The sequence below is a fragment of the Chamaesiphon sp. genome (assembly GCF_041738855.1).
GTDB lineage: Bacteria > Cyanobacteriota > Cyanobacteriia > Cyanobacteriales > Chamaesiphonaceae > Chamaesiphon.
Genome location: NZ_JBGSPA010000020.1, coordinates 1 through 13806 on the forward strand (window position 1 = coordinate 1; position 13806 = coordinate 13806).

12 protein-coding genes are annotated in these 13806 nt (G+C 42.1%); 6 read left to right on the forward strand and 6 right to left on the reverse strand.

What is annotated here, in order from left to right:
• Nucleotides 1-342 precede the first annotated feature (342 nt).
• Complete coding sequence (locus ACEW9I_RS02765) at nt 343-1581, forward strand: PilW family protein (protein WP_373538848.1); 1239 nt, start codon at nt 343-345, stop codon at nt 1579-1581.
• 6 nt (nt 1582-1587) lie between these two features.
• A complete protein-coding gene (locus ACEW9I_RS02770; protein WP_373538849.1) occupies nt 1588-4461 on the forward strand; it encodes a hypothetical protein in 2874 nt (957 codons plus the stop codon).
• On the opposite strand, the gene ACEW9I_RS02775 is transcribed toward ACEW9I_RS02770, so the two are convergent.
• The gene (locus ACEW9I_RS02775) at nt 4458-4925 is read right to left on the reverse strand and encodes a hypothetical protein (RefSeq protein WP_373538850.1); all 468 of its coding nucleotides are present in this window, start codon (nt 4923-4925) and stop codon (nt 4458-4460) included. The two genes, ACEW9I_RS02770 and ACEW9I_RS02775, sit on opposite strands and share 4 nt — an antisense overlap.
• A gap of 59 nt (nt 4926-4984) precedes the next feature.
• Between ACEW9I_RS02775 and ACEW9I_RS02780 the strand changes: the two genes are divergently transcribed.
• Nucleotides 4985-5815, forward strand: a complete 831-nt coding sequence (locus tag ACEW9I_RS02780; RefSeq protein WP_373538851.1) for a hypothetical protein — start codon at nt 4985-4987, stop codon at nt 5813-5815.
• Between the two features lie 113 nt (nt 5816-5928).
• Here ACEW9I_RS02780 and ACEW9I_RS02785 read toward each other — a convergent pair whose 3' ends face one another.
• Nucleotides 5929-6585: a Tfp pilus assembly protein FimT/FimU gene (locus ACEW9I_RS02785; RefSeq protein WP_373538852.1), complete on the reverse strand. Its 657-nt coding sequence runs from the start codon at nt 6583-6585 to the stop codon at nt 5929-5931.
• 608 nt (nt 6586-7193) lie between these two features.
• On the opposite strand from ACEW9I_RS02785, the gene ACEW9I_RS02790 reads away from it, so the two are divergent.
• The 3 genes from ACEW9I_RS02790 (at nt 7194) to ACEW9I_RS02800 (ending at nt 9587) form a co-directional block, all read left to right on the forward strand.
• Complete coding sequence (locus tag ACEW9I_RS02790) at nt 7194-7442, forward strand: hypothetical protein (RefSeq protein ID WP_373538853.1); 249 nt, start codon at nt 7194-7196, stop codon at nt 7440-7442.
• Between the two features lie 93 nt (nt 7443-7535).
• Nucleotides 7536-8462 (forward strand): hypothetical protein, encoded by a 927-nt coding sequence (locus tag ACEW9I_RS02795; RefSeq protein WP_373538854.1) that lies wholly within the window; start codon nt 7536-7538, stop codon nt 8460-8462.
• A gap of 15 nt (nt 8463-8477) precedes the next feature.
• Entirely contained in the window at nt 8478-9587 is a 1110-nt protein-coding gene (locus tag ACEW9I_RS02800; RefSeq protein WP_373538855.1) for a sigma-70 family RNA polymerase sigma factor, read from the forward strand.
• Nucleotides 9588-9598: 11 nt separating this feature from the next.
• Here the strand turns inward: ACEW9I_RS02800 and ACEW9I_RS02805 are convergent, their stop codons facing one another.
• The 4 genes from ACEW9I_RS02805 to ACEW9I_RS02820 are packed head-to-tail and all read right to left on the reverse strand — an operon-like array spanning nt 9599 to nt 13685.
• Nucleotides 9599-9832, reverse strand: a complete 234-nt coding sequence (locus tag ACEW9I_RS02805) for a hypothetical protein (protein ID WP_373538856.1) — start codon at nt 9830-9832, stop codon at nt 9599-9601.
• A gap of 25 nt (nt 9833-9857) precedes the next feature.
• Nucleotides 9858-11588, reverse strand: coding sequence for an ABC transporter ATP-binding protein/permease (locus tag ACEW9I_RS02810; RefSeq protein ID WP_373538857.1), 1731 nt, complete (start codon nt 11586-11588; stop codon nt 9858-9860).
• A 40-nt stretch (nt 11589-11628) separates the two neighbouring features.
• Nucleotides 11629-12636 (reverse strand): ParB/RepB/Spo0J family partition protein, encoded by a 1008-nt coding sequence (locus ACEW9I_RS02815; RefSeq protein WP_373538858.1) that lies wholly within the window; start codon nt 12634-12636, stop codon nt 11629-11631.
• Nucleotides 12637-12641: 5 nt separating this feature from the next.
• The gene (locus ACEW9I_RS02820; protein ID WP_373538859.1) at nt 12642-13685 is read right to left on the reverse strand and encodes a ParA family protein; all 1044 of its coding nucleotides are present in this window, start codon (nt 13683-13685) and stop codon (nt 12642-12644) included.
• Nucleotides 13686-13806: the final 121 nt, after the last annotated feature.

A 13806-nucleotide genomic window follows, 5' to 3' on the forward strand; every position in this document is an offset into this window, starting at 1 on the left:
GGATGATTGTGGGTTGGTTGCAATTAATTCGGGTTCAGTTGCAGTTAATGTGGGTTTGAGTCGTCGGATAGTTGCAGTTAATGTGGGTTCAATTTTGCGATGATTGTGGGTTTGATGATTTATGATTGCGGGTCGCTACAAATACAGACGGAAATATTGCTACTCCCTTAAATCCGGTATTTAGTCCGGTCAGTCTTACCGCTCCAACTCCTGCCGAAATAGTACTTACGCGATCGCTTGGTCGTCAATATGCGATTAAGACAACTTTCTGTCCAGGATTGAGTACCAATCCAGGTCTTTGTAATATTAATTCACGAACATACAAAGTTGAAGTTTTTTATAATGGCAATATTACCCCTGTTTATGTTTTTGAAGCATTCCAAACCAAGTTACAATAGTGGATTTACCTTAATCGAGCTAATTGTTAGCACGATTATTTTAATAATTGTAACTGGATTGACTCTCGATACTTATATAAATTTCAATAAGATTTTCGTTCGCTCTAATAAGGATATTGAGACGAGTCATAATTTATCCACTATTTTAGATTCGATCGGAGCTGATATTAAGCAAGCAGGAGAAGGAATTACAGACCCGCTTTTTCCGGTAGTTGAATTTAATTTCGATCCTAATAATACGACAGCAACTCCATTACAACCTTCTACTATTACAATCCGAAAGGCGATCCAACCTGCTCTTACTCTTTGCCAAGATATTCCTGGTGATGGAGATCCATTACCATCATCGATTAATATTGCGGATCTGACTAGCTCAAATGTTAACTGTATGTTCGGTACAGTTCCAAGTAGTTTCTTTCCCCCATCAAGCCTAGTAAGTCCATTTGCTAACTTAATGGGCATTCGGGAATATCGATGTCAGTTGGATAATTACGATCTAAATTATTTAGAAACAAGTATCGATCTTTGCGACTCACCTTTATCTACTGGTAGAGAGCGGATTCGAGCGGCTGTATCAGATGCTGGTGGACACTTGCGGACTTTTGATTATTATGATGATAATTTTAATACTGATGCTGCTCAATATTTTATTAAAACAGCAATGACTGTTGCAGATCGCACTGATACACCGAGAAATACGATGGTGCCTTATGGTGTCGGCAGTCCAATTTATTTAATTGAAGAACGGGTTTATGCCTTAAATAACAGCGGAAGTTTAACCCTATCTATAAATGGTAGCCCTCCAGCCACGTTAGTTAAAGGTATCGCTCAATTTAATATTTCAGCAAAATTATATAATAACGTAACTAATCGAGCGATCGATCCAACCCCAGCAACTGCAACAACACTTAATCCCCTACCCTCAGTGTTAGCTGGAGATATTTGTACCTTCAATCCAATTCCGGCAGGTACAATTGCCGATCCGCAGTATGTTTGTAAGTTTAACGATAATCAGGCTATCACAGATCCGCCAAATTTAAAATGGCAAACCATCGCGGCAATTAGAATTAGTTTGCAGTCTAAATACGATAGCACTGGTGAAAATATTATACCAACTGTCGCAGATCTTCGTAAACTTACTGCGACGGCTGAATATTTTCCTCGGAATACTTTATCCAAATAATCAATCGTGAAAAATACTAAACTGAATTTATTACTTTTTAAACTTATATCAGAAAGGCACCATAACCAAGAACAAGGTTATGCGATGGTAATTGTCTCAATTTTGATTATTTGTTTATCAGGATTACTAGCATCTTCTTTGAATCTTGCCGATCTAAATAAATCTCAAGTTAATGCCAATGCAGATGGAGCGAGTACTTTTTTTGCCGCAGAGTCAGGATTGAGCAAGCGGATTGCTAGTTTAAGAGCAAAATTTACTAATTATGAATTGCCGATTGGGACTAGTCCTGGCTCTACTCCTGTTACTCAGCAAAATATTGCTAACTGTTATTCAGTTCCAGTGGGAATAACTCCGACTAGTAATGAGTTTGAATGTCGAAATTATGCTTTTAAGGATAGTGAGGTTGCCGCGATGGTTGGCGGTACTGGTGGTAGCCTCACACAAACAGATATAGTTAAATCGAACAAATTTATTGCTTATACATTTGTAGCAGATGCAACACGTTACTCTTTAGTAAATCCAGATGTTCCAGAAACAACACCTATTCCTTCGGGACAAGATTATGCTGGTTTGAATACTCAGGAGTATAAATATGTTTTTTATAGTACGGCAGCCAAACCAACTCCTGCACAGCCAACGGGTGGTGGCGGCGCAAGTACAATTCTTCAATCGAGTGTGACAATTCGGAAGATCCCTATTTTCCAGTTTGCTATTTTTTCTGACGGAAACTCTTCAAAATATATTGAAGCTTCTGAAACTATTGATGGATTAGTTCATTCAAATGGTAATATGTACTTGGAGTACTGGGGAAATTCCTCTACATTTTCAACTCTCCACTTTGATTATTTAGGAAAAGTAACAGCTAGTGGCGATATTTATAATCGGACTGATTCTGCTAATTCAATTAGACAGTCTGGAAACGTACCTTCACAAACTCGCCTCTTATTATCTACAGGTACCTATTTAGCTTTACCCTTAAATGACAATACTAGAGCTAATCCCCTCTTACCGCTAACAGCAGCAGAATTAGCCCCCTTTAACGGGCATTTAGTCAGTCAATCGCCAGTATTGAAAGTCCCTGATGTTGGTTTTCTGCGAAAACGTAATTATCTAACTGGAGAAATTAGTGAGTATTTTGGTAAGGCAGACTTGAGAATTGAAATGGTTCCCGATCGAGCAATACCTTATGACATAACTTCGATTCAAGCCGGATTCGTTGGTGGTGCGTGTACATATAGTTTTACCGATCCAGGGAGTAGTTATATTAATTCTACTCGGCAGGGATCGACTCACGTTTGTAATCGATTGAAGAAGGGTCAGCTAATGAGTTTGGCTCAACCTGTATTGGTAGTAACTCAAAATATTGAGGAAGTCGATCGTTTTTGTCGCCCAACTCTGGGGATAACGGATCGAGTCCGAGATTTAATCGGCTATGGTGTGCTGACTCCCAACTCAACGATGGTAGGTTTATCAGCAACCAATCGAGCGATCGTTTTAAAAGCACTAGCCACAGCGATTGCCGCTCAACCTACACCGATCGATTATGCTCGTGTTACTCAAGCTGGGATGTTAGATCCAGCAACTCAGGCGACGTTTGGTAGTTTACTGGTCAATCCTGCTTGGGGATTGAGTTTGTCCCCAGCACAACTTTTAGACCTAACTACAGCAACTCCAGCTAGCATCGCTCGCGCTGCTGATAGCTGCTTTTTACCCGCACCGATCGCAATGGTCAAAAAGCAAGATGGTACAGCCGGATTTTACGATCGACGGGAAGAACTACGACGAACGATTTTGCAAACTAATATTGAGAGTCTGACCATGTGGAATCGGGATGGTCGTTATGTAAATATGGGGGTGAATTTGCAAAGTGTTCCAGTTGTGAATGCAAGCGATCTAACTACAGCAGCCACAGCAGCTTACGGTACCACTGGAGCACTGTTCCAGGTTGCCGCAGCAGATCCGGCGGCGGCTGTGGGTAGTTTCGCCCATTTAGGACTAGCGGCAAGCGATCGGACTGAGGGGGGTTTGGTACTATACGCAACGGTCAATGATAATTTAAGTGGTGATGGCAGTACCGGAGCGTCGAATAATGTAGTATTCGACACAACCAAACCGATTCATAAAATGAACCCCGACGGGACAATAGCAGTCGATCCCATTAGTGGAAATCCGATTGTTCTCGATTATTATCGAGCTGGAAAAGGGCATACTCTCGGTCAAGGTGCTTATGGATTTGCCATTAATGGTGGTCGAAACTTACCTGCACCATTATCAGTGGTATCCGATCGACCTATTTATTTGCAAGGAGATTATAATACTTATCCGAATGCCAAACAGCCAGCAGCAGTTTTCGCCGATACAGTTATGTCGCTCTCCAATAACTGTCTCAGCCCTGGGACGACAATCGATCCGACTAATGTGTTGACAGGTCAAATCAATTGCGGAATTTTACCGACAGTTGATGTACCTTCTCCTTGGACTGGTCGAGATACTATGGTTCATGGATCTGCTCAGTATGATGCTATTGCGACTACTTATAATTCGGCATTCTTAATTGGGCAAGATTTGAGTCAAGGCAATCTAGGGAGTCCACCTGTTACTCCCTATCATGGGTCGGAATGGAGGTTGCGCCAATTAGAAAACTGGGATAATTACCAGTATATAATTTCGGGATCTTTTATTGGAATTGGTACACCGTTAGAAAGTAATGGTCGCTACAGGGTGTACAAATCTCCAGATGAAGCTCTTAATTATTCTAATGCCTCATTCAGTGGTGCTTCTACTAATTACGACACTGATTTTAACGACTTCAGCAAACTACCACCGATGACACCGATGGCAACTTACCTAAAACAGGATTTATTTAAACGAAGCTACTAAATTTTAATCGTTAGCCAATAACGATCTAGTTTGGATGATAAAACTGCTGTTTTGATTTTGAGCTGATGCTGTAACAGTAAACCTCGCTGGTAATTGGTAATTACCAGCGGGAATCTTTCGCGTCCAGCAACAGTACTTAAACTTACCGTCCAATCTGTCGGTCTTAAAGAAATACTACGGACATCGTAAACGGTACTATTTGAAAATACGATTTGATCGGGCAGTTTTCGAGTATTGGCAACTCTGCGAATGACGTGAATTGCTAGTTGGGCTGGAAGATGAAATTCCTCTCTGATTTGATGGTAGATTAATGCTTGAATTGCTACCTCATTTTTAAGATTTGGTGGGATCGATCGATGAACGTGTTCGCAAGCCAGCTTGAATGCTGAAAGTGTCGCATCGATCTTGACAATTTGGGCAAAAGTAGTGTTAAAGGTGCAGGATATAGTTCTAGGCTCGTTCATAGCTTTATTCTATCTCACGTATTGATGTGTTATTATGATCTTATCTTACAATTACAAACATGCTGAAGAATCTAGTCGGAATGGCAATTGCGAGTTTAATGCCCTTGGTAATGACTCAGGCGGCTAGTGCCGCTGCTTTATACGGCAATCAGCAAAGCGGATTCAATGTCAACGAACTTAATCCATCTACAGGTGTAGCTACCTCAACGTTGGCTAGGGCAACTAGTGCTGGGGGAGGGATTGTTAATATTGGCAATAGTATTTTCTATACAACCTTAAACGACACTCGGATCTATGAAATCGATACCGTTGGTAACGGCTTGGGGGCGATAAATACTATTCTGCCAAATATGGCAGCATTAACGTGGGATGGTAGTAACTTTTGGGCGACTAATTATCAAGCCGCTAATGGAACTGGGCAAAATCGTAATGCCTACCAGATTAATACAGCAGGTAATATAGTTAATACAATTACGTTAAGTAACTCTGCAAATTTTGTGGATGCACTACTGTATTTTGACGGCAAGTTGATTGCTAACAGAGGGTTTGGCAGCAGTAATTATGACGTTTATAATTTAGCAGGAAATCTTCTCCAAGCCAATTTTATCGATACGACCGGACGTAGTACTGGCTCCGGTGGAATTGCTTATGATGGTACCAACTTCTACATTGCCGATCCGAGTAGTTCTAGCTTTAGTACCTATAGCGGCACTGGTACTTATCTTTCTACAGTTCCAACTACTTCTGGCGGTAGTCCATTGAGAATTCAGAGTTTGTCCTTTGATTACGCCGCAAATCAAAATAGTCAACAAGTCCCCGAACCATTAAGTTTTGTTGGTACGTTAGTTGCTGGTATCGTTGTTGTTGTCTCCAAAAGGTCAATGAAATAAGGCAAACTCCCGATGTTGTTAGGGTAGTTACTGCTTCAAACAAGCTAAAGCTTTGTAAATAAGCCTAAAGTTCGATCGAGGATAAGCCTCGATCGAACTTTAAGCTTATTCATTCAAAACTCAGGGTTTCCCTGACTATTAATGGGAATTAGAGTAAAAATAGAGAGTGTACTCTCAGTGTAAGTATTGATATCAACATTACCAGTCTTAGTAATGTCAAAAGATGATACTTTTGCTTTATTATCACCTCGGAAATCTTTGATAATTATTTTAGGTAGAGGTACAGTGTCATCAAGGATGCCTCTACTATCAAAACAGATGCTCTTTCCAGTCCATTCCCCAAAGGGATTTGCAATCGTACCTATAATAGGTAATGTAGTAGATATTGTGGGGATTCCGACATTCTGTGGTAGATCGAGATCTAATTCTGAGGCTACCTGCCAGCGGGGTGCAGGAGGAGCGGCAGTATTCTCTGGTACTCTACAATTACCTGCATACTCGACTACAAAATTCCGCGCTTTCCCATCTGGATACTCCGCTAGTGTCGAAAATTTAGGTCGGAGACGATAGGCTTTATTACTAGAAATTGCTTTCGATCGAATCAAGCTCAACTGATTCTTGAACTGTAACGATCCGTCGCGAAGTGGTTTGTTTAATGACATCAATGAAGGTATGGCAATTCCCATCAGGATACCAGCAACGGCAATGGTGACGAGCATTTCGATTAAGGTAAAACCTCGATCGTTATAGTTAGGTGGTCGAATCGCCACAGTCAATGACTCCTCAAGCAAGATAAGAATTTATAATCACCGATCGCCTGGGCGATCGAATATTCAATACTGAATTTTTAGTATCACTACTAGTATGCCCAGAGATCGGGTATAAGCTACCAATTGATATTTATTTTTTCGATAAAACAAACTATTTACTAATATGGTACTTCCGCTGTTATGAGGTACACTAATAGCAGTTAGTCAACAAATTTAGATGTCGATCGCAGGAGCTGCCAGACACTGCAATCGTCAATAATCGATTGTTAGACGCTGGGAAAAAGACAATTGAGAATTTTATTGATTTCATGATTATTTTCAGAAATTAACATCAACTAAAATGCCTAGACTGTAATACGATCTGATGTACAAATTAAAGAATGTAGAGATATTTATCAATATTTTGGGTATAATAAATATGAGTAGAATTTAGATTAGACCGTAAATTTTTCTTGATAAATAGTGTATGTTTTCAGCAGATCTATATTTTTTAATATAGATCTTTTTATTCTCTGAATATAATAGATACAAGAGAAATTAATGATACTTTACTTTTAATATTTGGGTATACTAAGTGTATAAGAAAACTATTAAATTCTATTATGATTGTGAAGCTAGCTAAATTATTCGATTTAATTCTAGTCTTATTTATTCGTAGGTTAACACAATTTCATATTCGATTAGCATTTGAAATTTATATTAGTAAGCAAACTTCATCTGTACTAAATTTAGAAGAATTATTCGGACAAGACTCTATCTCAGTTGAATCTAATGAAGCATTAGATCGAGTAGAAGATCGCCGCAATCTGGTTGAGGTTGCAAAAGTATCAACATCTTCTTTGACTGCTGATATTTAAAAATTAGAACTACAAAGTTATCAGAAAATGATTTTAAATGATATTGTCGAATTAATCATGGTTCATGCTCATAATCAACATCGGGGATTAATTATGAGTCTTTTAACGATCGAAGGGAGAAACATGGTAGACCCCTTTCAAGGAGTCAGCTATAAAAAAGCACAAGATTTAGAGACACTTGTATTTATTGCCAAACATCAAAATTTACTCGATTGGCGGCTGATTGAGGAAATCGAGATGTTTAAACCGCTGTTTGGAACTGACGCTCAAAACACGCCAAATTTTAGAACTAATTTATATCTGAAGTTAGCACAAACATTAATTCATTTCCAGGATATCGAGCTAAATAACGACCTTAACTATACAGAGGTTATTTTAGCCGTACTGAGCAAAGCCAAAGAGAACTTAGTTGATTATCGAGCAGCCGAACCACATCTAAATCCGGCGGTATGGAAGTCGATTAAGGTTGCTTTTGTAGTAATTGAGTCGAGAGTGTATGATTTTAAAAATAAGTTAGATGAGGAGAAAGCGATCGAGTCGATCGAGGTATTCGATCGAGCGTTGGTAGTTTTAAAAAATGAGAAACTAATTAAGTCGTCGATAGTTGAAATCGCATATCATCACACATTGATGGCTAAAGCCTTTGCCCAAGCACGACTAGATCTGTTCGATCTGGCAATTGAAAACTATTTAGTTGCGCTACTTGTTTTTACCCGCGAGCAGAATCCGCATGAGTGGGCAGAGATTAAGTTAAGCCTGGGAGTCTGTTTGCAAAGGAGTGAGCTAGCACCAATCGAACTGGCGATCGAGCATTATCACTTTGCGCTAAGTATTTTTGAAGGTAACACCCAGAGTTACCAACGGCAACTTGAAATCACTTATTTTCAACTAGCCCAGTGTTACGATCTAATGTTCCGGCAAACGGGTAAGCAAGAGGAGCAACAGAAGTCTACTTACTATGCCGAGCGTGCTTGTAAGCACTTTACAGCATCAGCAATCGCCAGCATCAGACAAAATTAACTTTAGAACTAATATATGACAGTTGAAACGCTACAAAAAGATTCAGTGAGATTATTTTTAGAGGCAATGGGAAAAATTCCGCTTCTATCCAAGGAAGAGGAAACGAGTCAAGCGCACAACTACGTGCGTTACAAGCAACTCATTCAGTTGCGAACTAAACTAGCTGGCGAACATCCCAAGAACTCAGTCTTAATTGAGTATATCAAAATGGTGGCAATCCGCGATCGCCTTGCCGCGCAACTAGGTCGCAAGCCAACATTAGCAGCGTGGGCAGTTCAGGCAAATATTTCTGGTGCCAAGCTCAAAACGATCGTCGCTGAGGGCAGAATTCAGTGGGCATACATGGTCGATCTTAGCTTATCAGAGCTTGACCTATGTGAGTCGGCAGGAATAAAAGCGCGAAAAATTCTGATTGAAGCTAATCTGCGTTTGGTAGTATCGATCGCCAAAAAGTATTTAGGGCGAGGACTAGATCTACTAGAATTAATCCAAGAAGGATCGATCGGGTTAGGAAGGGCGGTAGAACTTTTCGAGCCTACAAAAGGATATCGGTTTAGCACCTATGCCTACCCGTGGATCAGACAGGGAGTGACGCGAGCTGTGAATAACTACGGCAGGGCGATTAGGCTGCCAATTAATAAGATTGAAACCATCGCACAGGTCAAACGGAAGTATCGAGAGCTATTACTCGAAGATGGTCGGGCACCATCATTAAATGAGATTGCGATCGCGTTAAAAATGGATATTACTAAAGTTAAATTGGCAATTGCCAACGATCCGAAGGTAATTTCTACCGATGTGAAAGTCGGGGTTAAAGAAGATACAGCCCTGATTGACATTATCCCTTCTATGGATCGGGATCTCAATGATTTGCTAATTAGAAAAGAGATTGCCGAAGTGCGATTGCCCCAGCTTTTAGCAGAATTAACCCCCGAGCAAAAGCAGGTGATCTGTGTGAGATATGGGTTAAATAATCGGATTTCCCAAACTTTAGGAGAAACGGGCGAATACTTGCATCTTAGTATTGAGGTAGTTCGGAAAATTGAGAGGTCGGCGATGAAGCGACTGATGGCTGTGGCTAAAAACTATCAAGATATTCGCGAGGGGTTGAGTTTACTGAGTTAAGTATAAATAATTTATTTGCATTTTGTGGCAAATTCATCGATCGCCCGACTGCGATCGAGCGATCTTTGAAGTTTTCCCGTTTCTGTTAGTTCTGTTTCGCCAACTTTTGGAGCAGTTTCTTCGATCCGCTTGGTAATTGCATCACATTCAATTTTCTGGACTTTAGTGGCGGTGGAGTCGCCACAGCTACTAATAGACATCGCTAATGTAACAGCTAATCCCCAGATATAAAGATTTTTTTGCATTAGAAATAATGGTGAGAATTCTCGATTATTTAATGATATCCTTTTTAGACAACAGCCAAGCAGAAATTAAAATATAAATACCAGCATGTACGATTAGCATCGACAAACTACATGCTAAATTATTCCAAGAACGGGAGTATGCTACTCCAAATGGGAATGGTAAATCTGTTACGTTCGGAGCTAGCGCATTAACGTTAGCGATCGTCCCGAACGCCCCAATCGACCAGCGCGAAATGGTGAAATAAGAGATCGTATTAGCGATGCCTTCTAGCTTAAACAGGGCACCTGAGAACACGATCTGGGGAATCAGGAGCAAGGGTAGTAAACTATTTGCCTGAGAGCCATTACTAACCACCGCAGACACTAGTAATCCCAAGCTCAAGCTAGCTACTAACGTCAGCAAGGAGGCAAGAGCCATTCCCGATTCCCAAGTCATCAGGGGATTGCTTGGTGCGATGAATAAGTGGGCGATTGCATAAGCAATGAATCCAGCTTGGACGATCGCTAGCAAACCCAAGACAAATACCTTTGCACCTAGGTAAGCTCGGATTTTGAGGTTCACCGCCCGTTCCCGCGCGTAGATCGCTTTCTCTTTGACGATCTCTTGTAAAGAGCCAGAGAGTCCCACCCAGAGGCAGGCACAAACGAATACGAGCAGCACTTGAATCGCTGAGGTAGCATGGGTACCTGTTACTGCTGTAAATGGCTTGACATCGCTAATTGCTACCTTGAGTAAGCCAATCCCCACTGGGGCGACGAGGAGCGACAGGAGTAGATTTACCCGATCGCGTCTGGTAAGTTTGAGTTGGCGATGGCAGCAAATTCGCCACTGACGGGCGAGATCTGAGCGGGGGACGGTAAATGAGGGGATGCCTGTGGATGGGGTTCGCAAGCGATTGGCAACATAATCTCGATAGTAACCAGAACCCCGATAGATGGCTTGGTATAGTTCGATTTTAGCTTCAGCTTCCAGTTTGAGATAGGCTTCGGTAAAATTACCACAGCCGAAGAATATGAGTGTTTCTCGGGGAGTACCGTAAAAGCATAGTCTCCCACCTCTACCCAGGAATAACACCCGATCGCAAACGGAGATATTGTCTGTCGCATGAGTAACGACCGCTACCGTCCGCCGATCTTTGTGTGCTACATCTCTGAGTAATTCCATCATCGATCGATCGAGTCCTGGGTCTAATCCTGACGTGGGTTCATCGAGTAGGAATAACTTAGGATCTGCCAGCAATTCTACACCAATACTCACCCGCTTCCGCTGTCCGCCACTGAGATTGGCGATTCTAGCTCTGCGCCTGTCGGTCATCTGGATGCGATCGAGCGTTCGCTCGACAACTTCGCGGATCTTAGTTCCTGCTGGCAATCGGAGCTTGGCAGCGCAGCATAAGGATTCTTCAACGGTTAAGTCAGAGTGGACGATATCATCTTGAGGGACGTAGCCGATTTGCTGGCGGAATAGATCGTAGTTTTCCCGCAACTCGACGCCGTTGAGATGGATCGTGCCACTAGTCGGAGCCTCATTTCCAAGCAGCACCCGCATTAAGGTGGACTTACCCGCACCGCTGCCGCCAACGATCGCAATCAATTGTCCTGGTTCGATTGTAAAAGTGATGTTATCGAGGCGTTTTTTGTCCTTCGAGCCAAGTGTGATATCTCGGGCTTCGAGGCGAATAGAACCAGTTAATGAGTTGTGCGGGAGATTGGGATTCTTTGAGGGATTAGATAGTGGCAATGTCGTGGAAATCATGATGTATTATTGTCTTTTTGCACGAATATTGGAGTTTAAATTAACTTTTTGACAATGCTTCAATCTGAGCGAGTAGTAATTCGATTTGGCTCCATTTATCCTGGTCTGCTTCCCAAACTTTAGAGTTGACAATTTGTTTGACAATCGATTTTAGGCGGACTGGTGGAGTCATTACAGATGGCTTTGGATCGGCTGGTGAGATGATGCTTTTAATCTGTCTTTTTATCTCAGTTAGCGACAGTTCGTCTTCGATTGCTAGCCTGAGTAAATCCCCTCTTTGAGCTGCGTCGCTAATTCTGGCAATTGCCTTCGCTTTGGTATACTCCAATCCTTTCGCGATCGCCTCAACAACATCATCGGGGAGATCTAGCAGCGGTAGACGATTACGGACAAAAGACTCTAGTGTCATCGATCGCATGTTCAAAGTTAAAACTTGCGATACTGTAGAGCGATGTTCCTCAAATTTAACGATAACGTTATCGTTAGCTATATTTCCCTTGCTGATATTGTTCAACCCATACAGAATCGACTTCACCTCATCGCTCGAATCAATCGCTAACTCAACAGCGAGTAAATTAAGAATTGCCCAAGTTTCTTCAATGGCATTGAGATCTTGCCTGACTAAGTTTTCAGCCAAAGCAATGCGGCGGGCATCTCGATCGGATAGTTCCATCACTACGACAGGGACATCAATCCGCTCGGCTTCGATTGCCGAAATCTGGCGACATTCACCAGCAACGATCTCATAAATATCGCCCACCAACCGCACGATCAGGTTTTCGAGTACCCCAAATTCTTTGATGCTAGCGGTTAACTGTGCCCTTTTGACCCGATCGAAGTACTTACGCGGCTGGTAGGGCGATCTCACTAGGATGCGAGGATCTAATCGCGTTGTCGGCTGTGTTCTTTCGAGTTCGGCGATTCGAGCTTGGAGGACTTTAATATCGATGTTTTCAACTGGCGTTGAAATCAAACTATCGGATCTAACATCAACTGTCGGACGCGATCGATTAGCTCGTAAGTTTGCCAGTACGCTATTGTCAGCCATTGGATCTAACCTCCTACAGCTAGCTTGATTTTAGCAGCCAGATCTTTTAACGGATGTTCGAGATCTGGGTAGCCAATTTCAGCTAGTGTCTTCTGTTGATTAATCGCCTGCTTGTATCGCTCGGATTCAACGATCGACGACAACACCAAGCTACTGCCGACCTCATCGCGCATAGCATCGATGCTTTCTTTGCTACTAGTTGTTTGATTGTTACCGACGAATCGATCGCGGAAGGGGATCACTCCCACAATTTGAGCGGTTGTAGCTCCATTAGCTTGCAGGTTCTTAATCAAATCGACAGTGCGAATTAGTGAGCCATATCCTTTGACTGATGCTTCGACTGGAATTGCAATTACATCTCCCGCACCAATTACCGTTAGCGAGATTTGCGATCGTTGGGGTGGCGCATCGATAATACAGTATTCAAAAGCCGCAGCCATCGGTTCTAGTCGCTTCTTCAGCAGCATCGCCCCCATGCCACTGCTAGCTAGATAATCTTGCACGTTGTCTAACTGATCGTCCGATGGAATTAAAAACAGGTTGGAATCGATATTTAATGGGTAAATGCAGTCTTGGACTGGCAGCTTATTAGTCAGGCATTCTAACAGTGTCGGCGCATCTTTGGCTGGCGCACCAGCAATCCAGTCTGTCAGGCTGTGTTGGGGATCGGCATCGACTAGTAGTGTCGGATGACCGGAACGTGCGAGTAATAACCCCAGTAACATTGATACTGTGGTTTTTCCTTGTCCCCCAGCTAGTGAGGAAACGACAATTGTCACCATCCCTCTACTGTGAGTATTGCTGTCTCGACTTTTTACTGGGCTGTCAACTTGTACCATTTTACCTTTACCTTCGGGGATGATTTGTTTTGTAATTTGTTGATGCTTGATACCTTGACGAACGCCATCGGCAAAGTACTCGCCGCGATTGTGGATAGTATCGAAGATGGCTGATTCTTCTGGGTTCAACCAAATATCTAATCGTCGCTGGATTAGCCCAACATGAGTATTTTTTCGTCCCGTTTTCTTGGGGTGTTGTTCCGTTGGCATGTTATTTTTCCGTCCATACCTCCATTAAAGCATCTTTGGCTAGTTTCGTCAACATAAAACTAGTTTCGTCAACATAAAAATAATCAAACGTCCAAAAACAACGCCAGCTCCCGAAAGAACT